This is a genomic window from Kitasatospora sp. NPDC058170, assembly GCF_042883905.1.
Taxonomy (GTDB): domain Bacteria; phylum Actinomycetota; class Actinomycetes; order Streptomycetales; family Streptomycetaceae; genus Kitasatospora.
In genome coordinates this window covers 41082-67576 of sequence record NZ_JBHVUV010000001.1, presented here as the reverse complement: position 1 = coordinate 67576, position 26495 = coordinate 41082, and the positions used below count along the sequence as shown (strand labels likewise).

Below are 26495 nucleotides of genomic sequence, written 5' to 3'. Positions count from 1 at the left end.
GCTCAGTTCCCCCCGGAGGGCTTGGCGGGTGGTACGGCGGCGGCCGGGGCCGCGGCGGGAGCGGCGGGCGCCGCCGGGGCCTGGCCCTGCGCGGCGGGCGCGGGCGGCAGGACGGCGTCGCGCGGGTCGGCGCGCGGCGGCACGACCACCACGCCGACCAGGTCGAGCCGGGTGAACTGGACGAACGGCTCGACCAGGACGGTCTTGGTGAGCTGGCCGGGGTTGGCCTCGACCTGGACCACCTTGCCGACCGGGACGCCGGGCACGAACGGGCGGCCGCTCTGCGATCCGAAGGTGACCAGCCGGTCCCCCTCCTTCACCTGGGCCTTGCCGTTGAGCAGCGAGACCTTCATGGAGCTGGTGCCGCCGCCCGAGGCGAAGCCGATCTCGCCGCTGCCCTCCAGGCGTGCGCCGGCGCTGAAGCCGGGGTCGGAGGCGAGCAGCACGGTGCAGGTGGTCGGGGCGACGGTGGTGATCCGCCCGACCAGGCCCTGGCCGTTGATCACCGTCATGTCCCGGGTGAGGCCGTCGTCGCTGCCGGCGTCGATGGTGATGGTCCAGGAGAAGCCCTGGGCCGGGCCGATCGCGATCACCTGGGCGGCCTTGACGGTGTAGCCGCCGGCGCCCGCGGTGCGCAGCAGGTCGTCCAGCTGCTTGGTGCGCCCGCCCGCCATGTCGGAGGAGGCGAGCTTCTGGCGCAGCTCGGTGTTCTCGCGGGCCAGCTGGTCGGTGCGGCCGCTGTTGGTGGCTGCGTCGCGGAAGGCGCGGACGGTGTCGGCCACCGGGTCGACCGCGGTGGCGGCGCCGCGCTCGACCGGGCCGAGGACACCGGCGGCGACGCGCCGGGCGCCGCCGAGCGGGGAGCTCTCACCGCCCTTGATGTCCACGGTGATCAGCGCGAAGGCGACGGCCACCAGCAGGATGAGCAGCAGCCGGCTCTCTCGTGTGTCCCTCACGGTGCTGGTACTGCCCCTTCGTACCTGGCCGCCCACCCGGGCTGTGGGCCCGGGCGGGGGCCGTTCAGTTGACTGTCAGGTCTGTCGGTTCTGCTAACGGCGCGGCTGGGCGTCGAGTACCTGCTGGAGCGCCTCGAACTCCTCGACGCACTTGCCGGAGCCGAGCGCCACCGAGTCCAGCGGGTTCTCGGCGATGTGGATCGGCATGCCGGTCTCGCGGCGCAGCCGCTCGTCCAGGCCGCGCAGCAGGGCGCCGCCGCCGGTGAGCACGATGCCGCGGTCCATGACGTCGCCGGCCAGCTCGGGCGGGCACTGGTCGAGGGTGGTCTTCACGGCGTCGATGATCGAGTTGACCGGCTCGTCGATGGCCTCGCGGACCTCGGCGGCGGAGATCACCACGGTCTTGGGCAGGCCGCTGACCAGGTCGCGGCCGCGGATCTCGGCGTGCTCGTCCTTCTCGCCCTCCAGCGCGAAGGCGGAGCCGATGCTCATCTTGATCTGCTCGGCGCTGCGCTCGCCCAGGAGCAGCGAGTACTCCTTCTTGATGTGCTGGACGATCGCGTTGTCCAGCTCGTCGCCGGCGACCCGGATGGACTGCGCGGTGACGATGCCGCCGAGCGAGATCACGGCGACCTCGGTGGTGCCGCCGCCGATGTCGACCACCATGTTGCCGGTGGCCTCGTGGACGGGCAGGCCCGCGCCGATCGCGGCCGCCATCGGCTCCTCGATGATGTGCACCTGGCGGGCCCCGGCCTGCGAGGAGGCCTCGATCACGGCGCGGCGCTCGACCCCGGTGATGCCCGAGGGAACACAGACCACGACCCGCGGGCGGGCCAGGTAGCGGCGGCGGTGGATCTTGAGGATGAAGTAGCGCAGCATCCGCTCGGTGATCTCGAAGTCGGCGATCACACCGTCCTTGAGCGGGCGGATGGCGACGATGTTGCCCGGGGTGCGGCCGATCATCTTCTTCGCCTCGGCGCCGACCGCCAGGATCCCGCCGGTGTTGGTGTTGACCGCGACCACCGACGGCTCGTTGAGGACGATCCCCTTGCCCCTGACGTACACCAGCGTGTTGGCAGTTCCGAGGTCGATCGCCAAGTCGCGGCCGATGAACGACAGGCTGTTTGCCATGGGGTGTGGGTGCCTTCCCGGGCTCGGAGTCATTGCGGGGTGGACGAGGAACGCGCGCCCACCGCATGGGCGGACACCAGCTGATCAGCCGTACCGGGCCCTGAGTCGCGTCCATCGTAGTCACGCCGGTCAGTACGGACGTCGACGTGGGGCATACCGTCCATTGTCCGGAGCGTGATCGCTTCTCCGGGCATTGGGACGCCGTGTCGGAGGCCCTGGTTCCCTATTTCACGATAAGAATGCCCCGGCCGGGCCAATGGTCCCGACCGGGGCACCCGAAGGTCCCGAGGCGCGTGCCGGTCAGGCGTGGGCCGGGAAGAAGATCTTGATCTCGCGCTCGGCGGAGGCCTCGGAGTCGGAGGCGTGGATCAGGTTCTCGCGCGTGATGGTGGCGTAGTCGCCCCGGATGGTGCCGGCGCCGGCCTCCAGCGGGTTGGTCGCACCGGCCAGCATCCGGATGCCGGGGACGACCTCCTCGCCCTCGACGATCAGGGCGATCGACGGACCGGAGGTCATGAACTCCAGCAGCGGCTCGTAGAACGGGCGGCCGACGTGCTCCTCGTAGTGCTGCTCCAGCGTCGCGCGGTCGAAGGTCCGCAGCTCGACGGCGGCCAGCCGCCAGCCGGCCTTGCGCTCGATGCGGCTGATGATCTCGCCGGCCAGGCCTCGCTTGACGGCGTCGGGCTTCAGCAGGACGAGAGTGCGCTGGGACACGGTGCGTCTCCTGGGGAATCGGTTCGGCGTGCGGTATGCGACTACCCCAGAGGTTACCTTGCGTGAGCAGCCCGGATGGCCGCCCGGGGCTGCTCACGCGAGGGTCCGGACGCAGGCCCGGACGCGGACCCGCCGCTAGGCCTCGGCGGCGGCCCGGGCGGCCTTGAACGCGTCGACCTTGCGGCCGTAGTGCACCGAGCACCACCACAGGCCGGCGAAGACGACGCCCAGCCCGAACATGGTCGGCAGGATGAAGCCGCTGGCGATCAGGCCGATCTGCAGCGCCCAGCCGACCGCCACCGCGCCGGGGCGGTTGATCATGCCGCAGAGCAGCACGCAGAGTGCCATCGCGATGCCGCTGACCGTCCAGACGGTGGCCGTGGGGACGTCCGAGAGCTGCATCGCGACGAGCCCGGCGAACAGCACCAGCAGCGCCTCGCCGATCAGCGTCGAGGAGCAGAGCGTCCTCATGTCACTTCCTCCCGAGCAGCAGGCGGGCCTCGCCCACGGTGATGACCGAACCGGTGACCAGGACCCCGGCGCCGCCGAGGTCGCCCTCCTCCTCGGCGAGGGTGACGGCCGCGGCGATGGCGTCGTCCAGCCGGGGCTCGACCTGGACGCGGTCCTCGCCGAAGATCTCGACGGCCACCGCGGCCAGCCGGTCCACGTCGAGCGCGCGGTGGGTGGAGTTCTGGGTGACCACGACCTCGGCGAGGATCGGCTCGAAGGCCTCCAGCAGGCCGGCCACGTCCTTGTCGCCGCTGGTGCCGATCACGCCGACCAGCCGGGTGAAGCCGAAGGACTCGCCGATCGCGGTGACGGTGGCCTGGGCGCCGTCCGGGTTGTGCGCGGCGTCCAGGATGATCGTCGGGCTGCGGCGGACGACCTCCAGGCGGCCCGGCGAGGCGACGCCGGAGAACGCCTGGCGGATCTTGTCCACGTCCAGCTGTCCGCCGCGGGCGCCGCCGACGCCGAAGAAGGCCTCGACCGCCGCCAGGGCGAGGGCCGCGTTCTGGGCCTGGTGGGCGCCGTGCAGCGGGATGAAGACGTCCTCGTACTCCTCGCCGCCGAGCCCGCGCAGCGTCACCAGCTGGCCGCCGATGGCGACCTCGCGGCGCAGGACGCCGAACTCCATGCCCTCGCGGGCCACGGTGGCGTCCACCTCGACGGCCCGCCGCAGGATGGTCTGGGCGGCGTCCAGCTGCTGCTGGGCGACCACGGCGACCGCTCCCGGCTTGATGACCCCGGACTTCTCGACCGCGATCTCGCCGGTGGTCTCCCCCAGCTTGTCGGTGTGGTCCAGCGAGATCGGGGTGATCACCGAGACGGCGGCGTCGATCACGTTGGTGGCGTCCCAGGAGCCGCCCATGCCGACCTCGACCACGGCCACGTCCACCGGCGCGTCGGCGAAGGCGGCGTACGCCATGCCGGTCAGCACCTCGAAGAAGGACATCGCGACGGGCTCGCGCTCGTCGACCATGCCCACGTAGGGCTCGATGTCCCGGTAGACCTCGACGAACCGCTCGGGGCTGATCGGGGCGCCGTCCAGGGTGATCCGCTCGGTGACGGACTCCACGTGCGGGCTGGTGTAGCGGCCCGTGCGCAGCTCGAAGGTGTTGAGCAGCTGCTCGATCATCCGGGCGGTGGAGGTCTTGCCGTTGGTGCCGGTGATGTGGATGGAGGGGAAGGACCGCTGGGGCTGGCCCAGGATGTCCATCAGCGCCTCGATCCGGTCGAGCGAGGGCTCCAGCTTGTTCTCCGGCCAACGCTTGGCCAGCTCCAGCTCGACGTCGCGCAGGGCGTCGCCGGGCCCGCCTTCGGCGGGGCGGACGGTGTACGGGTTCGGGTCGGCCTTGTCGCTCACCACCACAGTCTACGGAGCGGCGGCGGGCGCTCCTCACGGGGTGCGGGCGGCCGCTTTGCCCCGACTTTCCGATTTACCCCTGTTTGCTGTTGATTTCGCCGCTTTCCAGCACAAAGAGGCATCGATTCACGCCCGAGGGCGCCGGAACGCCTTCGATCAACAGCACGGCCGTCGCACGCCCGGGGCCACGCGCCGCGGACGGCCCGGTCGGCCGGAGCGGTCCACCCGAGCGGGGGGCGCCGGGGCACCGGGCCCCGGCAGGCGCTCTTGACAGCCGGATTGGTCTACTCCACCTTGTGAGGGCAAGTCTCCTTCCCCGACAGGGACTTGAGTTGTCGGTAGCTCCCGCACCATCGACACCCGGACGGTTCTCCCCCACGTGAACCGACGGTCTCCCCCCACAGGAGATGGAGTCATGCCACCTGCCCGACACCGGCGCGCCCGCGCCGTCCACACCATGCTCGCCGGGGCCAGCGCACTCGCCCTGGGCCTCAGCGGCCTGGTCGTCGCCACCAGCGCCTCCGGCGCCGCCTCCGCCGACGTCGACCTGATCGACAACGGCGGCTTCGAGGCCGCCAACCACCTGAGCGGCTGGAACTGCCCGTCCGGCGCCCCCGAGACCGCCGGCGTCCACTCCGGCTCGTACGCGCTGCGCGCCACACCCGGCGCCGGCGACACCGGCGAGTGCACCCAGACCGTCACCGTGAAGCCCTCGTCGACGTACACGCTGAGCGCCTGGGTGCAGGGCTCCTACGTCTACCTGGGCGCCCGCGGCACCGGCGGCACGGATCCCGGCACCTGGACCAACTCGGCGGGCTACGCCAAGCTCTCCACCACCTTCACCACCGGGGCGGGCACCACCAGCGTCACGGTCTACCTGCACGGCTGGTACGGCCAGCCCGCCTATCTCGCCGACGACGTCTCGCTGATCGGGCCGGGTGACCCGAAGCCCACGCCGACCGGGAGCGCGACCCCCACCGCGACCCCGACCGAGACGCCCACCGCGACACCCACCGTCACGCCCACGGCCACCCCGACGGACCGGCCCGGCCTGCCCAAGCACCTGCTCACCGGCTACTGGCAGAACTTCGACAACGGCGCCACGGTGCAGCGGATCAGCGACGTCCCGGCGGCGTACGACATCATCGCGGTCTCCTTCGCGGACGCCACGACCACACCCGGCGGGTTGAGCTTCACCCTGGACAGCGCCCTCTCCTCCCGGCTCGGCGGCTACACCGACGCCCAGTTCAAGGCCGACATCGCGGCCAAGCGGGCGGCCGGCAAGAAGGTGGTGCTCTCGGTCGGCGGCCAGAACGGCACCGTGTCGGTGAACAGCTCCTCCTCCGCCACCACCTTCGCCAACACGGCCTGGGCGCTGATGCAGGGCTACGGCTTCGACGGGATCGACATCGACCTGGAGAACGGCGTCAGCGCCACCTACATGGGCCAGGCCCTGCACACGCTGGCGGCGAAGGCGGGCAAGGGCTTCATCCTCACCATGGCGCCGCAGACCATCGACATGCAGTCGACCGGGATGGAGTACTTCAAGCTGGCGCTGAACGTGAAGGACATCCTCACCATCGTCAACATGCAGTACTACAACTCCGGGGCGATGCTCGGCTGCGACGGCCAGGTCTACTCCCAGGGCACCGTCAACTTCCTGACCGCGCTGGCCTGCATCCAGCTCAAGGGCGGGCTGCGGCCCGACCAGGTCGGGCTCGGGGTGCCGGCCTCCACCAGCGCGGCGGGCGGCGGGTACGTCAGCCCGAGCGTGGTCAACAACGCGCTGGACTGCCTGGCCGCCGGGACCAACTGCGGGAGCTACAAGCCCGACACCAAGTGGCCCGGCATCGGCGGGGCGATGACCTGGTCGACCAACTGGGACGCCAAGGCCGGCGGCGGGATCGCCGGCACCGTCGGCTCGCACCTGCACGCTCTGCCGTAGGCGCCGCCGCGGCGGCCCGGGCCGGGGCTCAGACCCCGGCCCGGGCCTCCGGGATCTCCGGGCACGGGCCGCAGTGCCGGCGGCGCAGCTCGGCCACGATCTCGGCCACCTCGCCCTCCGGCAGCAGCGGCAGCATCATGGCGACGCCCTGCAGCAGGCCGCCGAGCAGGAAGGTTGTGTCGGCGGTGGCCGCGACCAGGCCGCGCACCTCGCTGACCCGGCCGGCCGCGACGGCCTCGATCAGCCGGGCCGCGTCCGCGGTCTCCTCGTCCACGTCGACCGCGCCGGTGTCGGCCGGAGCGCGCCGGGCCATCGCCCGCAGCACCCGGTCGCCGACCTCGGGCGCGTACGCCTTGCGCACCGCCTCGGCCGCGATCCAGGTGAGCAGGGTGGCCACCTCGCGTTCCACCTGCTCCGCGAAAAGCCGGTCCAGCGTGTCGTCGAACGCCAGCTGGTTTCCGTGCCGGAACGCGAGCAGCAGGGTCGCCGCCCTGGCCTTGGCCTCCTCGACCGCCTCAGCAGGCAGTTCGTCGGCCAACTCCTTGGTCACCACCACGCCATGCCCTCCCGTCCGTCGCCGGCTCAGCGAAACTCCTGCACACCGTACACATCCGACCTGCGAACGTACGCGAACCCGCGCGGGCAAGACCGGAATGAATTCGGGCGGAATAGGACCTCACCCGGTCCAGGATGAATATTCGCCGGAACAGAGCAATGCCTCTGCGCTATTCGGGGTGGAAAACCTCCGGCGGAACGCCACCCGGAAATGCGGCGGGGCCGCACCCCGCGTGTGCGGGATGCGGCCCCTGGGAGCCGGGGCTCCGTCAGGCCTGCGGCAGCGACGCCAGCTGCGCGGTGATCCGGGCGATGTCGGCCTCCGCGGCCTCCTGGCGGGCCCGGATCTTGGCGACCACGTCGTCCGGCGCCTTGGCGAGGAACGCCTCGTTGCCGAGCTTCCCGGTGGTCTGCGCCTTCTCCTTCTCGGCGGCCGCGAGGTCCTTGGCGAGGCGCTTGCGCTCCGCCGCGACGTCGATGGTGCCGGAGAGGTCCAGTGCCACGGTGGCACCGGCGACCGGGAGCGAGGCGGTGGCGGCGAAGTCGTCGTCGGGCCGGGTCAGGCGCAGCAGCGCGCGGATCGCGTCCTCGTGGTCGGCCAGCACGGTACCGGCCAGGTCCAGCCGGGCCGGGACGCGCTGGCCCGGCTTCAGGCCCTGGTCCGAGCGGAAGCGCCGGACCTCGGTGACGACCTGCTGCAGCGTGGCGATCTCCGCCTCGGCCCCGGCGTCGCGGTAGCCGCTGTCCTTCGGCCAGTCGGCGATGACCACCGACTCGGCGCCGGTGAGCGTCGTCCACAGGGTCTCGGTGACGAACGGGACGACCGGGTGGAGCAGCCGCAGGGTGACGTCCAGGACCTCGCCGAGCACCCGGCGCACGGCGTCGGCCTGCGGGCCGCCCGCGGCCAGGGTGGTCTTGGAGAGCTCGACGTACCAGTCGAAGACCTCGTCCCAGGCGAAGTGGTAGAGCGCCTCGGACAGCTTGGAGAACTGGTAGTCCTCGTAGAAGGCGTCCACCTCGGCGACCGTGGAGTTGAGCCGCGAGAGGATCCAGCGGTCGGTCGCGGTCAGCTCCTCCGGCGCGGGCAGCGGGCCCTCGACGGTGGCGCCGTTCATCAGCGCGAAGCGCGTGGCGTTCCAGATCTTGTTGGCGAAGTTGCGGGCCGCCTGGACCCAGTCCTCGCCGATCGGGACGTCGACGCCCGGGTTGGCACCGCGCGCCAGCGTGAACCGGAGCGCGTCGGAGCCGTACTTGTCCATCCAGTCCAGCGGGTTGACGACGTTGCCGAAGGACTTCGACATCTTCTTGCCGTTCTGGTCACGGACCATGCCGTGCAGGGCGATGGTGTGGAACGGCGGGGTGCCGTCCATCGCGTACAGGCCGAACATCATCATCCGGGCGACCCAGAAGAAGAGGATGTCGTAACCGGTCACCAGGACGGAGTTCGGGTAGAACTTCGCCAGGCTGTCGGTCTGCTCCGGCCAGCCCAGCGTGGAGAACGGCCACAGGCCGGAGGAGAACCAGGTGTCCAGGACGTCCGTGTCCTGGCTCCAGCCCTCGCCGGACGGCGGCTGCTCGTCCGGTCCGACGCAGACGACCTCGCCGTTCGGGCCGTACCAGACCGGGATCCGGTGGCCCCACCAGAGCTGGCGGGAGATGCACCAGTCGTGGAGGTTGTCGACCCAGTCGAAGTAGCGCTTCTCCATCTCCTGCGGGTGGATCTTGACCCGGCCGTCGCGGACCGCGTCGCCGGCGGCCTGGGCGAGCGGGCCGACCTTGACCCACCACTGCATGGACAGCCGCGGCTCGATCGTGGTCTTGCAGCGCGAGCAGTGGCCGACCGAGTGGACGTAGGGGCGCTTCTCCGCCACGATCCGGCCCTCGGCGCGCAGCGCGCCGACGATCGCGGAACGGGCCTCCAGCCGGTCCAGGCCGAGGAAGGGGCCGTGCACGGTGATGACCGCGTGCTCGTCCATGACCGCGATGGAGGGCAGGCCGTGGCGCTGGCCGATCTCGAAGTCGTTCGGGTCGTGGGCCGGCGTCACCTTGACGGCGCCGGTGCCGAACTCGGGGTCGACGTGCTCGTCGGCGACGACCGGGATGCGACGGCCGGTCAGCGGCAGCTCGATCTCGGTGCCGACGAGGTGCCGGTAGCGCTCGTCCTCCGGGTGGACCGCGACGGCGGTGTCACCGAGCATCGTCTCGGCCCGGGTGGTGGCGACGACGATCGAGGCGTCACCCTCGCCGTAGCGGATCGAGACCAGCTCGCCGTCGTCGTCCTGGTACTCCACCTCGATGTCCGAGATGGCGGTGAGGCAGCGCGGACACCAGTTGATGATGCGCTCGGCGCGGTAGATCAGCTCGTCGTCGAAGAGCTTCTTGAAGATGGTCTGGACGGCCTGGGAGAGGCCCTCGTCCATGGTGAAGCGCTCGCGCGACCAGTCCACGCCGTCGCCGAGGCGGCGCATCTGGCCGGAGATCTGGCCGCCGGACTCGGCCTTCCACTGCCAGACCCGGTCGACGAACGCCTCGCGGCCCAGGTCGTGGCGGGACTTGCCCTCCTTGGCGAGCTCGCGCTCGACGACGTTCTGGGTGGCGATGCCGGCGTGGTCCATACCCGGCTGCCAGAGCGCCTCGTAGCCCTGCATCCGCTTGCGGCGGACGAGGGCGTCGATCAGCGTGTGCTCGAAGGCGTGGCCCAGGTGGAGGCTGCCCGTGACGTTCGGCGGCGGGATGACGACGGTGTACGGGGGCTTGTCGCTCTTGGCGTCGGCGGTGAAGTAACCGCGCTCCACCCAGCGCTCGTACAGCTCGCCCTCTACGTCCGCCGGAGCGTAGGTCGTCGGGAGGGTGGCTGCGTCGTCCCCGGCAGGTGTGCTCGCGGGGCGCTGGTTCGTGGTGTCGGTCACGACGCACAGTTTACGTAACCGGGGGGGCTGGTTACGAACCGCTTTCGGTCCGGGGGCTCCTCGCGCCCGTCCGGGTCGGCCGTCGGCGCCGTGCGGTACCGTGCCCGGACACTCGTCCGGTATCCGGTTCGGGCACGGACAACTCCACACGACGACAGGCCGCGGGTGCGGCGGGGGAGCACAGAGGCAGATGTACGGCCAGGGTCAGCAGTATCCGCAGGGTCAGCCGCAGCCATACGGGGGACAGCCGCAGTACGGCGCCCCCCAGCCGCAGCCGCCGTACGGGGGCCAGCCCCCGCAGTACGGTGCGCCGCAGCCCCAGTACGGCTACCCGCAGCAGGGCGCCCCGGCCCCGCAGTACGGCGCTCCCCAACCGCAGTACGGCGCCCCGCAGCCGCAGTACGGCGTGCCCCCGCAGGCCCCCTACGGCGGCCCCGGCTACCCGATGGCGCCGCCGCCGAAGAAGGGGAAGGCCGGACTGGTGATCGGCCTGGTGATCGGCGCCCTGGTGCTGGGCGGCGGCGGGTTCGGCCTGTACAAGCTGCTCGGCGGCGACAAGGGCGGGAAGTACAAGGTCACCGCCCCCCCGTCGCTGCCGGACGGCTACACGCAGAAGTCGGCCAAGGAGCAGGCGGCCGACCCCTCCAAGAGCGAGACCTCGAAGCTCGGCACGGACCTGCACGTCCTGGTCGCCAGCTACGCCAAGGGCGCGGACGTGCTGGACAGCATCAGCGTGATCGCCGTCTACGGCACGCTCAACGACCCGGACAAGATCATCGAGGACTCCAAGAAGTCCGACGGCGCCGCCACCTGGACCACCCCGATGACCGACTTCCCCGCACAGGACAGCCGCAACTCCTCGGGGAAGCTCTCCTGCGGTGTGTTCAGCGTCGTCGCCGGGAAGAGTCAGTCCGCCGTCTGCGTCTGGGCGGACAAGTCGACCACCGCCCGGGTCTCCTTCCAGAAGTCCAGCCTCACCGGCGCCTCTCCGGCGCCGCTCACACCCGCCGAGGCCGCCGCGAAGACCCGGGCGATCCGCGACGCGATGGTCTCCGGCAAGTAGCCGTCCCCACCGTGGTGGCAGCGCCTCACACCGGCCTCCCGTGCCGGGCGGCAGCGCACCCCCGTCCGTCCAAGAACAGGAAAGGGACCCCGTGACCGACCAGAACCCCTACGGCACTCCGCAGCCGCCGGCCGGCCAGCCGTACGGCGCACCGCCGCCCCCGCAGCCGGGCTACGGCGCGGTGCCCCCGCAGCCGGCCGGACCGGCCTACGGCGCCGTCCCGCCGCAGGCCCCGCCGCCCGGGTACCCGGCGCCGGGCGGGGGCCAGCCCGGCTACCCCGCACCCGGCGGCCAGCCCGGCTACCCGGGGTACGGCGCGTACGCCCCGGCGCCGCCGCCGCGCAAGTCCCGCAAGACGCTCTGGATCCTGATCGGCGTCCTCGTCGGCGTGCTGGCCCTGATCGGCGGCCTGCTGGCGTACTTCGTCTTCGACGTGACCTCCAACGCCGGCACCCAGAAGATCGTGCTCCCGGCCAAGTTCAAGGACCTCAGCAGGGACGAGAACAGCGAGATCGCCAAGAAGCTGGAGGACGACATCACCAGCGAGTTCGGCAAGGGCGACGGTGCCTGGAACCCGACCGGCGTCAGCGCGGTGTACCAGGACCGCGACAGCGAGCCGCAGTTGATCGTGGTCGGCGGCTACGGCAAGGTGCTGCTCCCCAAGCAGGAGATGGACGCCATGTTCAAGGGCGTCTCCAGCAGCGGGCCGAGCATCACCGACCGGCACTCGGTCGACGCCGGTTCCAAGGGCGGCACCATGGAGTGCGCCAAGGCCACCGAGGACGGCTCCGAGATCGGCCTGTGCGCGTGGGCGGACAACAGCAGCCTGGTCATGCTGATGCGGGCGCCCCAGGAGGGCAAGTCCCCCGACCTCAACGCGCTCGCCGCCGAGGCGCGCGACCTGCGGGCGATCTCCGAGGTCCCCAAGTAACCTCCCACCCTCCGGCCCCGGCCGGAGCACGACGGCGGCCCCGCACCGGAGAGGATCCGGAGCGGGGCCGCCGTCACAGGCTGCGGGTCAGGCGCTCTTCTCGCGCCGCTCGCGCTTGATCATGTCGCGCGGGACGAGCGTCGGGATGGCGTGCTTGGAGACGACGTCCCCGGTGACCACCACGCGGGCGACGTCCTGACGCGAGGGCACCTCGTACATCACGGACATCAGCACCTCCTCCATGATGGCCCGCAGGCCGCGCGCCCCGGTGCCGCGCAGGATCGCCTGGTCGGCGATGGCCTCCAGCGCGTCGCGGGAGAACTCCAGCTCCACGCCGTCCAGTTCGAAGAGCTTGCGGTACTGCTTGACCAGCGCGTTCTTCGGCTCGGTGAGGATCTGCAGCAGCGCCTCGCGGTCCAGGTTGTGCACGCTGGTGATCACCGGCAGCCGGCCGATGAACTCCGGGATCATGCCGAACTTGACCAGGTCCTCCGGCATCACCTGACGGAAGTGGTCGCTGGCGTCCGACTCCCGCTTGGAGCGGATGTTGGCGCCGAAGCCGATGCCCTTGGCACCCGCGCGGCCCTCGATGATCCGCTCCAGGCCGGCGAACGCGCCACCCACGATGAACAGCACGTTGGTGGTGTCGATCTGGATGAACTCCTGGTGCGGGTGCTTGCGCCCGCCCTGCGGCGGCACCGAGGCGGTGGTGCCCTCCAGGATCTTCAGCAGCGCCTGCTGGACGCCCTCGCCGGAGACATCGCGGGTGATCGACGGGTTCTCGCTCTTGCGGGCGACCTTGTCGATCTCGTCGATGTAGATGATCCCGGTCTCGGCCTTCTTGACGTCGTAGTCGGCCGCCTGGATCAGCTTGAGCAGGATGTTCTCGACGTCCTCGCCGACGTACCCGGCCTCGGTCAGCGCGGTGGCGTCGGCGATCGCGAACGGCACGTTCAGCATCCGGGCCAGGGTCTGCGCCAGCAGCGTCTTGCCGGAGCCGGTGGGCCCGAGCAGCAGGATGTTGGACTTCGCCAGCTCGATGGCGTCCTCACGGCCGTTGCCGCCGCTACGCCCGGCCTCGCCCGCCTGCACGCGCTTGTAGTGGTTGTAGACGGCCACCGACAGCGCCTTCTTCGCGAGGTCCTGGCCGACCACGTACTGGTCCAGGAACTCGTAGATCTCGCGGGGCTTCGGGAGCTCCTCGAAGCGCACCTCGGAGGTCTCGGCGAGCTCCTCCTCGATGATCTCGTTGCACAGGTCGATGCACTCGTCGCAGATGTACACGCCTGGGCCGGCGATCAGCTTCTTCACCTGCTTCTGCGACTTGCCGCAGAACGAGCACTTGAGCAGGTCGCCACCGTCTCCGATGCGTGCCACGAGGTGCTTCCCCTTCGCCAGGGGCCCCGCGGGGGTTCCGGGGCCTGGTGCTGTGGACCGTCCGCGCCGTCGGCGCTCGGTCTCGCTATCCGACGGTACTCTGCCGGGCCCGGGATTCCGTCCTCTTCGCCAGGTCTGCCCTACGCCCTGGGCGAATTGATACCGAACAGATGCCGGAGCCGCCGCCGTCGGCGGGCCGGGGGCCGGGCGCGCAACCGCTGCGCGCTCCGCCCCCGGCGGATGCCGGCCTCAGGAGGTCAGCGAGGACTTGCGGGTGGAGATGATCTGGTCGATCAGGCCGTACTCCAGGGCCTCCTCGGCGGTGAGGATCTTGTCGCGCTCGATGTCGTCGCGCACCTGCTCCACCGGCTTGTTGGAGTGCTTGGAGAGCATCTCCTCCAGCTGCTCGCGCATCCGGAAGATCTCCTTGGCCTGGATCTCCAGGTCCGAGACCTGGCCGCGGCCGGTCTCGGTGTACGGCTGGTGGATCAGGATCCGGGCGTTCGGCAGCGCCATCCGCTTGCCGGGGGTGCCGGCCGCGAGCAGGACGGCCGCCGCCGAGGCCGCCTGGCCCATGCAGACGGTGGTGATGTCCGGCTTCACGTACTGCATGGTGTCGTAGATGGCCGTCAGGGCCGTGAACGAGCCGCCGGGCGAGTTGATGTACATCTGGATCTCGCGGTCCGGGTCCATCGACTCCAGGCACAGCAGCTGCGCCATGATGTCGTTCGCCGACACGTCGTCGACCTGCGAGCCGAGGAAGATGATGCGCTCCTCGAACAGCTTGGCGTACGGGTCGTACTCACGGATGCCCTGCGAGGTGCGCTCGACGAAGCGCGGGACGATGTAGCGGCCCTCGGCGCGCATGTCCTCGACGCGTGCCTTGGCGCTGGACAGGCTGGGGATGTTCATGGGGGTTCTTGTCCTCCGGAGCGTTGGGGCTGTGGTCTCGTGGGAGCCGGGGCCGAGGCTCAGGCGCCCGTGCCGCCGCCGCCCGGGACGTCCGCGGCGCTGTGCATGATCGCGTCGATCAGGCCGTACTCCAGGGCCTCCTCGGGCGTGAACCAGCGGTCGCGGTCGGAGTCCGAGGTGATCTGCTCGAAGGACTGGCCGCTGTGGAAGGCGATCAGCTCGGACATCCGCTTCTTGGTGCGGAGCAGCTGCTCCGCCTGGATGCGGATGTCGGTGGCCGAACCGCCCAGACCGGCGGAGGGCTGGTGCATCAGGATGTTGGCGTTCGGCAGCGAGAAGCGCTTGCCCTTGGCGCCGGCGGTCAGCAGGAACTGACCCATCGAGGCGGCCATGCCCATCGCGATGGTGACGACGTCGTTCTTGATGTACTGCATGGTGTCGTAGATCGCCATGCCGGCCGAGATCGAGCCGCCCGGGGAGTTGATGTAAAGGAAGATGTCCTTTTCCGGGTCCGCGGCCAGCAGGAGCAGCTGGGCGGTGATCTTGTTGGCGATGTCGTCGTCGACCTGCTGGCCGAGGAAGATGATCCGCTCGTTCAGGAGCCGGTTGTAGACCTGGTCGCCCAGGCCGCCGAGCACGTCACCAGAGGCGGCGTGCGGCGCCATCGGGCCCATCTGCATCTGCGGGAACGTCACTTAGCCACCTGCTCAGTCGATTTGGACGGTCGCTCCACGGCCGTCACGTGTCGCACAGCTTCCGGGTATCACGGTGTGATTGTTGCTGTCCAAGGACCCTAACGCGCAGGCCGGGCCGCAGAATCCCCCACGCAGAACTGTTCGCTGTGAGCGCAGGGTCGGCGGGGGCGCAGGACGGAACAACAGCGGGCCCGGACACCGCGTACGGCGTCCGGGCCCGCTGCTCTGTCAGCGTGACCGGGGCGATCAGGCCTCGGTCTTCTCCTCGGCCTCGGCCTCGGCGGCCGGAGCCTCGACGGTCTCGCCCGACTCGTCGGTCTCGTCGTCGTCGAAGTTGATCTCGTTGCCCTCGGTGTCGGTGACCTTGGCGGCCTCGACCACGGTGGCCAGCGCCTTGCCGCGGGCGACCTCGCCGACCAGCAGCGGCACCTGGCCACCCTGGACGACCTGCTGCGCGAACTGGTCCGGGGTCATACCCGAACCGGCGGCACGGCGGATGAGGTGCTCGGTGAGCTCCTCCTGGTTAACACCCAGCTCCTCGTCGGCGACGATCTGGTCCAGGACGAACTGGGTCTTGATGCCCTTCTTCGCCTGCTCCTCGGTCTCCGCCAGGAACTCCTCCTCGGTCTTGCCCTGGGTCTCCAGGTACGCGGCGAGGTTGAGGCCCATGGGCTCCAGCTGGTGGTGCTCCAGGTTGTGCTTGCGGGTCTCGATCTCGTCCTTGAGGAGCTTCTCCGGGAACTCGATCTCGACCAGCGCCAGCAGCGCGTCGAGCACCTTCTCCTGGGCCTGGGTGGCCTGGTCGTACTCCTTCATGCGCTCGAGGCGCTTGCGGGAGTCGGCGCGCAGGTCCTCCAGGGTGTCGAACTCGCTGGCCAGCTGGGCGAACTCGTCGTCCAGCTCGGGCAGCTCCTTCTCCTGGACGGCGGTGACGGTGACGGTGACCTCGGAGGTCTTGCCCGCCTGGGTGCCGCCCTTGAGCTCGGTGTCGAAGGTGGCGGTGCCACCGGCCTCCAGGCCGATGACGGCGTCGTCGATGCCGTCGATCAGGCGGCCGGAGCCGATCTCGTAGCTGACGCCGGCGGCGGTGCCGTCCTCCGGCACCTCGCCGTCGACCTTGGCCTCGAGGTCGACGACCACGATGTCGCCGGCGGCCGCGGCGCGCTCGACGTCCTTGACCGAGGAGAAGCGCTCGCGCAGCTGCTCCAGCGACTTGTCGATGTCCTCGTCGGCGACCACGATCGGGTCGACGACGACCTCGATGGTCGAGAAGTCCGGGAGGGTGATCTCCGGGCGGATGTCCACCTCGGCGGTGAACTTCAGGTCGCCGCCATCGGCGATCTTCTCGACACCCTCGATGTTGGTGATGTCGGGCTGTCCGAGAACCTCGATCTTGCCCTCGTCGACTGCCTGCGTGTAGAAGCGCGGGAGGGCGTCGTTGACGGCCTCCTCCAGCACGGCGCCACGACCGAAACGCTGGTCGATGACCCGGTTCGGGATCTTGCCCTTGCGGAAGCCCGGGACCGAGACCTGCTGGTTGATCTTCTTGTACGCCGCGTCGAGGCTGGGCTTGAGCTCCTCGAAGGGCACCTCGACGGTGAGTCGAACCCGGGTCGGGTTCAGAGTCTCGACGGCGCTCTTCACGGTTTGGTCTCCTATGGGCTTGCGGTCAGGTTGCCTGCGCCCTCCCTGCCGTCGGCCGGGGCCGTACGGGCGGGTCGGGCGAAGACGGGCGATGGGCGGTTGGAGCTGCATCTCCCGTGGGGGGTGGACGGTGAGCGTGACTCCTCGCCCTCGTGCGGTTGACCTGGGTGGACGCCACAGGGACTACCGCCAGCGCCCCATCCTACCGGTACCACGAAAGGCGGACGCCAGGACGCTGCCGTCCGGGGCCGGTCAGGCCTTGCCGACGGGCTCCGGAGCGCTCTTCCCGACCGGCTCGGCGGTACCCCCCGCCGGTACCGGGCGCATGGTCGCGGCGGCGTCCGAATCCCGTACCAGCACGGCGATCGCGGCCGCCACCAGGGCCAGCGCGGCGGCCGTGAGGAAGGCGGCGCGGTAGGCGGCGAGGTTCGCCACGGGCGTACCCGAAGCGTCCGTCGTGAAGGCGCCGACGGCGGTCAGGACGGTGCCGAGCACCGCGACGCCGAGGGCGGAGCCGAGCTGGCGCTGCGCGTTGTAGAGCGTGGAGGCGGCGCCGGTGGAGGCCGGGGTGATGGTGGCGAAGGCGGCGGTCTGCGAGGGCATGAAGACGTGCGACATCGCGTAGCCGGTGAGGAACATCAGGGCCCGCACCGCCCAGAGGTTGCTCTCCGGGCCGATCGTGGCCATCAGGGCCAGGCAGCAGGCCACCACCGTGGCGCCGGTGACCAGGATCCGGCGCGGGCCGATCCGCGGGTAGAGCCGGGCCGCCACCTGGGAGGCGAGCATCACACCGAGCGCCTCGGGGAAGACCATCAGACCGCTGTGCAGGGCGTCCATGCCGAGCGCGTCCTGCATCAGCAGCGGGAAGAGGTAGAGCATCCCGAGGAAGGCCGCGCCGGAGAACAGCGAGAGCAGGTTGGTGGTGCGGAAGATGCGGTCCCGGAAGAGCCGCAGGTCGAGCATCGGCTCGGGGCGGCGCAGCTCGACCGGCACCAGCACCACCAGCGCGAGCACGCCGACGAGCGCCGCGGCGACGATCCGCGCGCTCCCCCAGCCCTGGGACGCGCCCTCGGAGAGCGCGTACATCGCCGCGCCGAAGCCGACGGCGGAGAGCAGGAAGCCGGCCGCGTCGAAGCGCCCGGCCCGCTCGGCCCGGTAGTCGGGGAGGAAGAGCAGGCCGAAGACCAGGGCCGCGATGCCGACCGGCACGTTGACGATGAAGACCCAGTGCCAGGACCAGCCGTCCACCAGCCAGCCGCCGAGCACCGGGCCCGCGGCGGGCGCCACGGCGGTGGGCAGCATCAGGATGCGGGTGGCCCGCATCCGCTCCTCCTGCGGGTAGGCCCGGAAGAGCATGGTCATCCCGACCGGGGTGAGCAGTCCGCCGGCCGCGCCCTGGAAGATCCGGTACAGGGTGAGCTGGGTCATCGAGTCGGCCGCGCCGCAGAGCAGCGAGGCGACGGTGAACAGGGTGAGCGAGACGAGGAAGACCCGGCGGGTGCCGTAGCGGTCCCCCAGCCAGCCGGAGAGCGGGACGAACACGGCCAGGCTCACCAGGTAGCCGACGTTGATCACGCCGACGCCGGCCGGGTCGGTGCCGAACTGGCGCCCGATCGCGGGCAGGGCGACGTTGACGATCGTGGTGTCCATGATCGACATGAACAGCGAGGCGACGAAGACGACTCCGACCGCGATCTTGGGGTTCATCCTCATCGGGCTCATCCGGGGCTCCAGCACTTGGGTGAAAAATCAACCACCCACCATGCCGGACCCGGACGAAAACGACAACAGCACCGAAAACGCCAACAGGGCCCCGCCGACGACGAGACCCTGCCGCACTGTCGGGGTGACCGGATTCGAACCGACGGCCTTCCGCTCCCAAAGCGGACGCGCTACCAAACTGCGCCACACCCCGTGGTGCCGAGAGGAAGCGTACACGCCGGGCCCTCCCCGCTCCCCGACATATCCGGGGCCCTCCGGGCGAATCCGGTGTGCGCGAGGCCGACCGGACCAGGTACGCTGTTCCCCGACCTTCCGTCCGGCGACGGCCGGAGGATCAGTGCGGGTGTAGCTCAATGGTAGAGCCCTAGTCTTCCAAACTAGTCACGCGAGTTCGATTCTCGTCACCCGCTCCGAACGTCCGGCCCCGGAGAGACGCCCAGCGCCCCTCCGGGGCCGTTCGCGTTCCCGAGGGCCCGTCAGAACCCCCGGAGGCCGCGGCAGCTCCCCGCAGCCCGCCTCAGAGCCCCAGCCGCAGGGCCCGGGCCGCGGCCCGGTCGAGCAGCTGGTGGACGTCGGCCTGGCGGGTCGTCGGGCGGTCGTTGTACTCGTCGGGGGAGGCCGCCGGCCGGCCGGTGGCGTGCAGCACCTCCATCAGCTGCACCCGGGCGGTGCGGACCGTCGACGGCGTGCCGTAGCCGTGGGCGAGCACGGCGGCCTGGGCCCCGAGCAGGCAGACCCGGCCGGCGCCGTCCCACATCGCCCCCTGCACCCAGCCGAAGGCCCCGAGGTAGCGGGAGGCGAGCCGCAGGTGCTCGGCGGCGGTCACCGGCACCGGGCGGGCCGGGCGGCGCAGCGCCCGGTCCAGCAGGGTGGCCCGGGGCGAGGGGTGGCCGGCGTGCCACGGCTGGAGCGCCGAGCCCAGCGGGCAGACGTACGGCCGGCCGGCGTAGGGCGCCGGGGTGCGCGCCGGGGCGGGCAGTGAGGCCAGGTACGCCTCGATCTCGGCGACCAGCCCGGAGCCGCCCGGGGTGAGCAGGGCCGGCGAAGGGGGCGTCAGTTCGGTGCGGGGCATGCGGGTTCTCCAGGCGGGTGCCTACGGTTGCCGCTACCCAAAATGGTGCATATGGGGCATTCCCGCGACCGGAGAGGTGGCCGCCCGGCGCCGGGGCCGGGCCCACGGCGGTTTCCCGGCAAGGCTCCGGGCCGATAGCCTCGGCGGGCGTTCGAGAGCAGTTCGAGAACGTGCCGAGCCCGAGGGTGGAGGAGTTCCCGTGCGTCCCCAGGACCGACTGGACGTCATACAGCGCTGTGTGGTCCGGGAGATGGCGCGACTCGGGCAGGTGTTCGTCATCGACGGCGAGGTGGTGCGCGGTCCGGGCACCACGGCGGTGGCCGTCCGGGAGCACCCCGGCGACGACGGGGGCCATGTCGACCTGGGCTTCGTGCTGCACCTGGGGCGCGCCGACGCACCGGTGGTCTGGGACTGCGCGGCCGGACTCGGCAAGACCGAGGAGGAGAAGCTCGCCAACGCGGTGCGGATGTGGGCGACCACCACCGCCTCGGCGCTGGTCGAGCTGACGGAGCGGCGCGGCGCGCACGGCGACCACCACGACCACCCCGAACTGCCGGGCTGGCACGCCGTGCAGGGGCCGGCCGCGGTGTTCGGCTTCGGCAACGAGAAGCTGGCGGGCTGGCTCGCGGAGCACCGGGTGCTGCCCGCGCTGGCGCCCGCGCTGCTGCCGGAGCTGGCCGGCCGGCCGCTGAACGGGGTGAAGCTGTTCCTGGGCGGCAAGGCGGGGGACGACGTCGCCGAGGTCCGGGTGAACGGCGAGGTCTCCGAGGCCGCGTCGACGGCGCTGCGCGCGCTGGACTGGCCGCGCGGCGAACGGCTCTGCTGGGCGCGGCTGTTCGTCCTGCTGGCGGCCCCGGACACGGCGCAGCGACCGGCGGCGCAGGCGGGCCCGCAGGCGCCCGGGCCGGCGCGCGCGACCGTCCCGGCGGCGACCCGCCCCCGGGGCCTGTTCAGCCGCTGGCGGCAGGCCAGACGGGCCGACCGGTAACGCGGGCGGCCGGCCCCTCCCCCGCTCGGCCCCGCAGGGCCCCGCAGAACCCCGTGGGGGTCAGCTGGCGATGTTGGAGATGCTCTTGGCGATCTGGCTCAGGAAATCCTGGATCGGCTTGGCCGCGGTGCTCTGGTTCAGCATGAAGCCGAAGAGGGCGGCCAGGATGGCGTGTCCGACCTTCAGCTGCTTGTTGCGGATGAAGATGAAGCAGATGACGCCGAACAGGACCAGCGCGGAGACGGAGAGTGCCACCCGGACTCACTTCCTCGTTTCATAGCGGGGCGCCCTCGACTGGTAGCCCCTGCGAAGCCGGACCCCGGTCTGTCCGACGGTCCCGAGGCGGAATTGCCGATCGTCCGGTACGTCGCACCGGAGAGGAGTTCCGTGCCGCACAGTTCTCGTCGTGCCGCACGCGACGCCCCCATCCCCCGAGTTCTGACCAGTCCCGCCCGGACTCAGTGTGGTCGACCGTGCCGATTGCGTAAAGGTCTGACTGTCAGTCGAACGCCGATATCCTGCGATGTGAGACGAGTTTCCGCCGAGCGAGACGATAGCGGAGGCGTTCTGACGAATCGTCGACGGGGCGCGCTGAGCGGCCGGGAAGCGCCCGGCGGCTCGGACCGGAACCGCCTGGTCCGCTCAGCCGACGGCGGGTCGGAAATGGCCGAAGATCAGCTGCCAGCCTTGACAGCAGCTGCCCGCGGCATATCCACGGCGGGTCAGTCCCGCCACAGCAGCAGCACCGCGCGGTCGTCGTTGATGTCCCGGGCGACCGTCTCGATCAGCCGGGACGCCGCGCCGCTCCCGGCGCCGGGGCCGCTGCCGGGGACCAGCCGGTCGGCCTCGCCCATCAGCCGGTCCATGCCCTCGGAGAGATCGCGCCCGGGCGCCTCGACCATGCCGTCGGTGCAGAGCAGCAGGACGTCGCCGCGGTTCAGCCGGCCGCGGACGCCCTCGAACTTGGCGCCGTCGTAGATCCCGAGCAGCGGCCCCTCGGAGGTCTCCTTGATCTCCCAGCGCCCGGCGCCCGCCAGCCGCTGCATGCCCGGCAGGTGGCCGGCCGAGAGCAGCTCGTACTCGCCGGTGTCCAGGTCCAGCACCAGCTGGACGGCGGTGGCGAAGCCCTCCTCCCAGGACTGCCGGAGCAGGTAGCCGTTGGCGGCGGGCAGGAACTCGTGCGCGGGCAGCGAGCCGAGCAGGCCGCCGAACGCGCCGGAGAGCAGCAGCGCCCGGGAGCCGGCGTCCATGCCCTTGCCGGAGACGTCCGCGAGGACCACCTCCAGCACCCGCTGGCCCGGACCGGTACGGGCCGCCACCACGAAGTCCCCGGAGAAGGACTGTCCGCCGGCCGGGCGCAGCGCCATGTCGGCGTGCCAGCCCTCCGGCAGCTTCGGGACGCGGCTCTGCACCCGCAGCCGCTCGCGCAGGTCGAAGAGCATGGTGGAGCCGCCCCACCAGGGCACGCCGACCCGGCTGCGGAACTGGGCCAGCAGCAGGCCGCCGACCCCGGCCGCGCCGACCACCAGGGCGGCGCCGGGCGTGACCCCGTAGGTGTAGGCGTCCGGATCGGCGCTGGCGACCCGCTGGCCGGTGTGGATCACGGACTCGGCGGAGAGGCCGAGGGCGGTCAGCGCGTACAGCACCACCAGGCTGCCGGGGCGCAGCAGCAGGGCGGCGGCCAGGATCGGCAGGACCAGGGCGGTGGGCGGGGCCCAGGCGGGGATCCAGATGTTGAGCATGATCAGCAGCGGGACGAGCAGGGCGAGCACGCAGAGCACCGGCCAGTCGGCCGGGCCGCCGCGGAAGTAGTCCACCCCGGCCGTGCGCAGCCTTCGGCGGACCCGGCGGAGCCTCTTGCGCAACCGGGCCGTCACGGGGTCCTTCACCGGAGCGGCGTCGGGCCTCGTCGCAGTCGTCTGGGGCGGTGCGCCCTGCGGTCTGCCAGCCATGGGGACCGACCATATCCACCGGTACGGGTCTGCGTCGACGGCTTGTGCGCGGGCGCCGCCGCCGTGGCGCGGGCGCGTCAGCGGGTTTCGGCCGATCGGGGCGGCCGCAGCCGCTGCGTCAGGAGGCGTGCGCCGGTTGGGCGTACGAACCAGGTGAACGGCGTGCGCCCCGCGCACGGGCTCCGGAGGGCGCCGTCCGGGCGGGGCGGGCGCTGTGGCCGACGACACAGCGCGGCCCCGGGGCGCGGCGGTGCGGCGCGGCCCGGGGGCAGCACGCGGCGGGCGCGGCGGGCCGGGACCGCACCGGCACAGCGGGCCGGGACAGCACGACGGCCGGCCGCGGCATGGTGCGCGGCCGGCCGTTCGGGGCCGGAGGGAAGGGGTGGATCAGCCCTGCGGGTGGTGGGCCGGGATCGGCGGGAGCTCGCCGGTGGTCTCGTACTCGCTCAGCATGTCGATCCGGCGGGTGTGCCGCTCGTCGCCGCTGTACGGGGTCGCAAGGAAGACCTCGACGAACTTGGTGGCCTCGGCCTCGGTGTGCATCCGGCCGCCGATGGAGATCACGTTGGCGTTGTTGTGCTCGCGGCCGAGCGAGGCGGTCTGCTCGCTCCAGGCCAGTGCGGCCCGCACGCCCTTGACCTTGTTGGCGGCGATCGCCTCACCGTTGCCCGAGCCGCCGATCACGACGCCCAGTGCCTCCGGGTCCGCGGCGGTGCGCTCGGCGGCGCGCAGGCAGAACGGCGGATAGTCGTCGAGGGCGTCGTAGATGTGCGGCCCGCAGTCGACCGGCTCGTGGCCGGCCTCCTTGAGCCACTCCACGAGGTGGTTCTTCAGTTCGTAGCCGGCATGGTCGGAGCCCAGGTACACGCGCATGGCAGCAGTGTGGCATGCGCGGGCACCCGGGCTCCTCAGCGGGGCTGGCGGCGGTCAGCCGCGCCTGCCCAGGAGCTTCCAGGCGAGCGGCAGGGCGCCGGCCGCCAGGACGGCCTTCAGGGCGTCGCCGACCAGGTACGGGTAGAGGCCCAGCTCGGCGGCGCGGGAGAGCGGGACGTCCAGCGAGAAGGCCAGGTAGGGCACGCCGACGGCGTAGATGGCGAGGGTGCCGAGGACCATCGCGACGGCGGTGTTCAGCGGGGTGCGGTCGGCGCCGCGGCGGGCCAGCGCGCCGGTCAGGCCGGCCGCGAGGACGAAGCCCAGCACGTAGCCGAGGGTGGGCATCGCCCAGCCGGAGGAGGCCTCGGCGAACCACGGCAGGCCGGCCATGCCGGCGAGCAGGTAGAGGCCGAGCGAGGCGATGCCCCGACGGGTGCCGAGCGCGGTGCCGACCAGCAGTGCGGCGAAGGTCTGGCCGGTGACGGGCACCGGCGAGCCCACGACGTTCACCGAGAACTGGGCGGCCAGACCGGTGAGGGCGGCGCCGCCCGCCACCAGGGCGAGGTCGCGGGCCTGCGCGCCGGCCCGGGTGGTCGCGGCGGGCAGCAGGTCGGCGAGGACGGCACGGGTCGGTGTCGGGGTGCTGGCAGTGGCCATCGGGGTTCTCCGCACGGTGGGACGGTCGGGTGGTCGGATGATCAGGTGAGTGAACAACTGTGAACCTACGCTCTGATCGCCCGAGGCACCGTCAGGGAACCTGACAAACCCCCGGGGCCCCCGGTTGTCGGGTCCGACCCAGGGACGATTCCGGAGCGTAGACTGACGACTACCGCCCGCCATCGACCGTTCCGGATGGTGAGCCCCGCTCCCCCATTCTTGGCATGGACAACTTGTTCACCGGATATTGGGCGACTCACCCCGCTGTCCGAACAGTCTGGATCCACCCTCATGGCCCGTACCTCCGCGCCCCCGGCGCCCGGGACGACCTCCACCGGCACTCCCCCGTCCGACGGCCAGCAGCTCTCGAGAGGGCTCAAGCAGCGCCACCTCTCGATGATCGCGCTCGGCGGCGTGATCGGCGCCGGCCTGTTCGTGGGCTCCGGCGCGGGCATCGCGGCGGCCGGACCGGCGATCATCCTGGCGTTCACGCTCTCCGGCCTGCTGGTCATGATGATCATGCGGATGCTGGGCGAGATGTCCGCGGCCCGCCCGGCCTCCGGCTCGTTCTCGGTGCACGCCGAGAAGGAGATCGGCCCGTGGGCCGGGGTCACCGCCGGCTGGATGTACTGGGTGATGCTCTGCTGCGGCGTCGCGGCCGAGGCCACCGCCGCCGGCAAGATCATGAACGGCTGGGTCCCCGGCGTCTCCGCCTGGATCTGGGTCGGCCTCTTCATGGTCTTCTTCTGCGCCAGCAACCTGACCGCGGTGAAGAACTTCGGCGAGTTCGAGTTCTGGTTCGCCGCGGTGAAGGTCGCCGCGATCCTGGCCTTCCTGGTGCTCGGCACGCTGGGCGTCACCGGGGTGCTCGGCGACGGCGCCCCCGGCGCCGCCAACCTCACCGGGCAGGGCGGCTTCCTGCCCAACGGCACCAGCGGCCTGATCGTCGGCCTGCTCGCCTCGGTGTTCGCCTACGGCGGCCTGGAGACCGTGACCATCGCCGCCGCCGAGTCGGACGACCCCCAGAAGAACGTGGCCAACGCGGTGCGCACCGCGGTCTGGCGGATCGCGATCTTCTACATCGGCTCGATGGCGCTGGTCGTCACCCTGGTGTCCTGGAAGGACCCGTCGATCGTCGACAACGGCCCGTACGTGACCGTGCTCCAGCACCTGGGCGTGCCCGGCGCGGGCACCATCATGGAGGTCGTGGTGCTGATCGCCCTGCTCTCCGCGATGAACGCCAACATCTACGGCTCCTCCCGGATGGCGTACTCGCTGGTCTCCCGCGGCCAGGGCCCGAAGGCGCTGGCGAAGGTCGGCGGCGGCGTGCCGCGGATGGCCGTACTGGCCTCCTGCCTGTTCGGCTTCGGCGCGGTGCTGGCCGGCAAGTTCTGGCCGGACACCGTCTTCACCTGGCTGATGAACACCACCGGCGTCGCCATCCTGGTGGTCTGGCTCTTCATCTGCATCGTCCAGCTGCGGATGCGCCGGCGCCTGGAGCGCGAGGCGCCCGAGCTGCTCACCGTCAAGATGTGGGGCTTCCCGTACCTGACCTGGGTCGCGATGGCCGCCGTGGTCGGCATCCTCGGCCTGATGACCACCACCGAGGGCAACCGGGAGCAGCTGTACGCGGCCGGGGTGCTGGTCGCCCTGCTGGCGGGCGCGGGCCTGCTCAAGCAGCGCCGGGACGCCGCGGCGGCCCACCAGGGCTGACCGGGGCCGGCAGGGCTGACCGGGGCCGGCAGGGCCCGAGCGCGAGCGCCGGGCAACGGCAGGACGGACGGACAGACACAGGGGCCCGGTACCGCGTCGCGGTACCGGGCCCCTGTGCGTGGTGCCGTGCGGGGGCCTACTCGAAGGACGGGCCCGCCGTACGGGTGCGCTTGATCTCGTAGAAGCCCGGGGTGGAGGCCACCAGCAGGGTGCCGTCCCACAGGCGGGCGGCGGCCTCGCCGCGCGGGGTCGGGGTGACGACCGGGCCGAAGAAGGCCACCCGCTCGCCGTCCGCGCCCTCGACGGCGATCACCGGGGTGCCGACGTCCTCGCCGACCAGGGTGATGCCCTCCTTGTGCGAGGCGCGCAGGGCCTCGTCGTAGGCGTCGGTGTCGGCCGCGTCGGCCAGCTCGACCGGCAGGCCGGCCGCGACCAGCGCCGCCTCGATCGTCTCGCGGTTCTGCGGCAGGCCCTGGTTGTGGAAACGGGTGCCCAGCTCGGTGTAGAGGCGGCCGAGCACCTCGTCCCCGTGCTTCTCGGCGGCCGCGATGGCGACCCGGACGGCGCCCCAGGCGTTGTCCAGCAGGGTGCGGTACTCCTGCGGCAGGTCGCGGTGCTCGTTCAGCACGGACAGGCTCATCACGTGCCAGTTCACGTCCACCGGGCGCAGCTGCTGGACCTCGATCAGCCAGCGGGACGTCATCCAGGCCCACGGGCAGGCCGGGTCGAACCAGAAATCGGCGGTCTTGCGCTCAGCGGCAGTCGTCACGGCTGTCGTCCTTCGTCAGAGTCGGGCAGGCCCCCGCACGGGGCTTCCCCGGG

23 protein-coding genes and 2 tRNA genes are annotated in these 26495 nt (G+C 71.5%); 6 read left to right on the top strand and 19 right to left on the bottom strand.

All coding sequences use genetic code 11. The features are described 5' to 3' along the window. Positions 1 to 2: 2 nt before the first annotated feature. From mreC to ACFVVX_RS00280, 5 genes are all read right to left on the bottom strand, one after another. On the bottom strand, positions 3 to 956 hold the full coding sequence (mreC, locus tag ACFVVX_RS00300; protein WP_387939691.1) for a rod shape-determining protein MreC: 954 nt from the start codon (positions 954 to 956) through the stop codon (positions 3 to 5). A gap of 93 nt (positions 957 to 1049) precedes the next feature. After that, on the bottom strand, positions 1050 to 2075 hold the full coding sequence (locus ACFVVX_RS00295) for a rod shape-determining protein (protein WP_305067939.1): 1026 nt from the start codon (positions 2073 to 2075) through the stop codon (positions 1050 to 1052). A gap of 312 nt (positions 2076 to 2387) precedes the next feature. Continuing rightward, a complete protein-coding gene (gene ndk / locus ACFVVX_RS00290; protein ID WP_387939689.1) occupies positions 2388 to 2801 on the bottom strand; it encodes a nucleoside-diphosphate kinase in 414 nt (137 codons plus the stop codon). A 135-nt stretch (positions 2802 to 2936) separates the two neighbouring features. Then, complete coding sequence (locus ACFVVX_RS00285) at positions 2937 to 3272, bottom strand: DUF4233 domain-containing protein (protein WP_387939687.1); 336 nt, start codon at positions 3270 to 3272, stop codon at positions 2937 to 2939. A gap of 1 nt (position 3273) precedes the next feature. Further along, positions 3274 to 4665 carry a bifunctional folylpolyglutamate synthase/dihydrofolate synthase gene (locus tag ACFVVX_RS00280; protein WP_387939686.1) on the bottom strand — a complete coding sequence of 464 codons (1392 nt, stop codon included), beginning with the start codon at positions 4663 to 4665 and terminating at the stop codon, positions 3274 to 3276. A 415-nt stretch (positions 4666 to 5080) separates the two neighbouring features. Here ACFVVX_RS00280 and ACFVVX_RS00275 point away from each other — a divergent pair, with 415 nt between their 5' ends. Next, positions 5081 to 6610, top strand: a complete 1530-nt coding sequence (locus ACFVVX_RS00275; protein ID WP_387939684.1) for a chitinase — start codon at positions 5081 to 5083, stop codon at positions 6608 to 6610. Positions 6611 to 6638: 28 nt separating this feature from the next. Here the strand turns inward: ACFVVX_RS00275 and ACFVVX_RS00270 are convergent, their stop codons facing one another. Continuing rightward, on the bottom strand, positions 6639 to 7166 hold the full coding sequence (locus tag ACFVVX_RS00270) for a hypothetical protein (RefSeq protein ID WP_387939682.1): 528 nt from the start codon (positions 7164 to 7166) through the stop codon (positions 6639 to 6641). 268 nt (positions 7167 to 7434) lie between these two features. Beyond that, entirely contained in the window at positions 7435 to 10074 is a 2640-nt protein-coding gene (locus ACFVVX_RS00265; RefSeq protein ID WP_387939680.1) for a valine--tRNA ligase, read from the bottom strand. Between the two features lie 190 nt (positions 10075 to 10264). Between ACFVVX_RS00265 and ACFVVX_RS00260 the strand changes: the two genes are divergently transcribed. Further along, a complete protein-coding gene (locus ACFVVX_RS00260) occupies positions 10265 to 11137 on the top strand; it encodes a hypothetical protein (RefSeq protein WP_387939678.1) in 873 nt (290 codons plus the stop codon). A gap of 91 nt (positions 11138 to 11228) precedes the next feature. Then, complete coding sequence (locus ACFVVX_RS00255; protein WP_387939676.1) at positions 11229 to 12068, top strand: hypothetical protein; 840 nt, start codon at positions 11229 to 11231, stop codon at positions 12066 to 12068. Between the two features lie 87 nt (positions 12069 to 12155). Here the strand turns inward: ACFVVX_RS00255 and clpX are convergent, their stop codons facing one another. The 6 genes from clpX to ACFVVX_RS00225 all read right to left on the bottom strand — a co-directional run bounded on the left by clpX (position 12156) and on the right by ACFVVX_RS00225 (position 18611). Continuing rightward, positions 12156 to 13445, bottom strand: coding sequence for an ATP-dependent Clp protease ATP-binding subunit ClpX (clpX, locus tag ACFVVX_RS00250; RefSeq protein WP_063347569.1), 1290 nt, complete (start codon positions 13443 to 13445; stop codon positions 12156 to 12158). A 249-nt stretch (positions 13446 to 13694) separates the two neighbouring features. Further along, entirely contained in the window at positions 13695 to 14357 is a 663-nt protein-coding gene (locus tag ACFVVX_RS00245) for an ATP-dependent Clp protease proteolytic subunit (protein ID WP_387939674.1), read from the bottom strand. 59 nt (positions 14358 to 14416) lie between these two features. After that, positions 14417 to 15031: an ATP-dependent Clp protease proteolytic subunit gene (locus tag ACFVVX_RS00240; RefSeq protein WP_387940621.1), complete on the bottom strand. Its 615-nt coding sequence runs from the start codon at positions 15029 to 15031 to the stop codon at positions 14417 to 14419. A gap of 267 nt (positions 15032 to 15298) precedes the next feature. Then, positions 15299 to 16696, bottom strand: coding sequence for a trigger factor (gene tig / locus ACFVVX_RS00235; RefSeq protein WP_387939672.1), 1398 nt, complete (start codon positions 16694 to 16696; stop codon positions 15299 to 15301). A gap of 252 nt (positions 16697 to 16948) precedes the next feature. After that, a complete protein-coding gene (locus ACFVVX_RS00230; protein ID WP_387939670.1) occupies positions 16949 to 18418 on the bottom strand; it encodes an MDR family MFS transporter in 1470 nt (489 codons plus the stop codon). A gap of 119 nt (positions 18419 to 18537) precedes the next feature. Further along, positions 18538 to 18611, bottom strand: a tRNA-Pro gene (locus tag ACFVVX_RS00225). A 146-nt stretch (positions 18612 to 18757) separates the two neighbouring features. Between ACFVVX_RS00225 and ACFVVX_RS00220 the strand changes: the two genes are divergently transcribed. After that, positions 18758 to 18828 (top strand) — tRNA-Gly (locus tag ACFVVX_RS00220). A 107-nt stretch (positions 18829 to 18935) separates the two neighbouring features. On the opposite strand, the gene ACFVVX_RS00215 is transcribed toward ACFVVX_RS00220, so the two are convergent. Beyond that, positions 18936 to 19490, bottom strand: a complete 555-nt coding sequence (locus ACFVVX_RS00215; protein ID WP_387939668.1) for a hypothetical protein — start codon at positions 19488 to 19490, stop codon at positions 18936 to 18938. Between the two features lie 199 nt (positions 19491 to 19689). Between ACFVVX_RS00215 and ACFVVX_RS00210 the strand changes: the two genes are divergently transcribed. Beyond that, positions 19690 to 20478, top strand: a complete 789-nt coding sequence (locus ACFVVX_RS00210) for a DUF6348 family protein (protein ID WP_387939666.1) — start codon at positions 19690 to 19692, stop codon at positions 20476 to 20478. Between the two features lie 60 nt (positions 20479 to 20538). On the opposite strand, the gene ACFVVX_RS00205 is transcribed toward ACFVVX_RS00210, so the two are convergent. From ACFVVX_RS00205 to ACFVVX_RS00190, 4 genes are all read right to left on the bottom strand, one after another. Further along, positions 20539 to 20733, bottom strand: a complete 195-nt coding sequence (locus tag ACFVVX_RS00205; RefSeq protein ID WP_329487645.1) for a hypothetical protein — start codon at positions 20731 to 20733, stop codon at positions 20539 to 20541. Between the two features lie 467 nt (positions 20734 to 21200). Then, positions 21201 to 22430: a PP2C family protein-serine/threonine phosphatase gene (locus ACFVVX_RS00200; RefSeq protein WP_387939664.1), complete on the bottom strand. Its 1230-nt coding sequence runs from the start codon at positions 22428 to 22430 to the stop codon at positions 21201 to 21203. A gap of 387 nt (positions 22431 to 22817) precedes the next feature. After that, on the bottom strand, positions 22818 to 23303 hold the full coding sequence (locus ACFVVX_RS00195) for a ribose-5-phosphate isomerase (protein ID WP_387939662.1): 486 nt from the start codon (positions 23301 to 23303) through the stop codon (positions 22818 to 22820). A gap of 54 nt (positions 23304 to 23357) precedes the next feature. Then, positions 23358 to 23960 carry a biotin transporter BioY gene (locus ACFVVX_RS00190; protein WP_387939660.1) on the bottom strand — a complete coding sequence of 201 codons (603 nt, stop codon included), beginning with the start codon at positions 23958 to 23960 and terminating at the stop codon, positions 23358 to 23360. Positions 23961 to 24251: 291 nt separating this feature from the next. On the opposite strand from ACFVVX_RS00190, the gene ACFVVX_RS00185 reads away from it, so the two are divergent. Then, positions 24252 to 25673, top strand: coding sequence for an amino acid permease (locus ACFVVX_RS00185; protein ID WP_387939658.1), 1422 nt, complete (start codon positions 24252 to 24254; stop codon positions 25671 to 25673). A 136-nt stretch (positions 25674 to 25809) separates the two neighbouring features. Here ACFVVX_RS00185 and ACFVVX_RS00180 read toward each other — a convergent pair whose 3' ends face one another. Beyond that, complete coding sequence (locus ACFVVX_RS00180) at positions 25810 to 26442, bottom strand: DsbA family protein (protein ID WP_387939656.1); 633 nt, start codon at positions 26440 to 26442, stop codon at positions 25810 to 25812. Positions 26443 to 26495 lie beyond the last annotated feature (53 nt).

Excerpts from the sequence above, each read along its gene's own strand:
- ACFVVX_RS00285 (WP_387939687.1), bottom strand. The coding sequence starts at position 3,272 with ATGAGGACGCTCTGCTCCTCGACGCTGATCGGCGAGGCGCTGCTGGTG.
- ACFVVX_RS00275 (WP_387939684.1), top strand. The coding sequence starts at position 5,081 with ATGCCACCTGCCCGACACCGGCGCGCCCGCGCCGTCCACACCATGCTC.
- ACFVVX_RS00260 (WP_387939678.1), top strand. The coding sequence starts at position 10,265 with ATGTACGGCCAGGGTCAGCAGTATCCGCAGGGTCAGCCGCAGCCATAC.
- ACFVVX_RS00245 (WP_387939674.1), bottom strand. The coding sequence starts at position 14,357 with ATGAACATCCCCAGCCTGTCCAGCGCCAAGGCACGCGTCGAGGACATG.
- ACFVVX_RS00240 (WP_387940621.1), bottom strand. The coding sequence starts at position 15,031 with ATGGGCCCGATGGCGCCGCACGCCGCCTCTGGTGACGTGCTCGGCGGC.
- ACFVVX_RS00230 (WP_387939670.1), bottom strand. The coding sequence starts at position 18,418 with ATGAGCCCGATGAGGATGAACCCCAAGATCGCGGTCGGAGTCGTCTTC.
- ACFVVX_RS00215 (WP_387939668.1), bottom strand. The coding sequence starts at position 19,490 with ATGCCCCGCACCGAACTGACGCCCCCTTCGCCGGCCCTGCTCACCCCG.
- ACFVVX_RS00200 (WP_387939664.1), bottom strand. The coding sequence starts at position 22,430 with ATGGCTGGCAGACCGCAGGGCGCACCGCCCCAGACGACTGCGACGAGG.
- ACFVVX_RS00195 (WP_387939662.1), bottom strand. The coding sequence starts at position 23,303 with ATGCGCGTGTACCTGGGCTCCGACCATGCCGGCTACGAACTGAAGAAC.
- ACFVVX_RS00190 (WP_387939660.1), bottom strand. The coding sequence starts at position 23,960 with ATGGCCACTGCCAGCACCCCGACACCGACCCGTGCCGTCCTCGCCGAC.
- ACFVVX_RS00185 (WP_387939658.1), top strand. The coding sequence starts at position 24,252 with ATGGCCCGTACCTCCGCGCCCCCGGCGCCCGGGACGACCTCCACCGGC.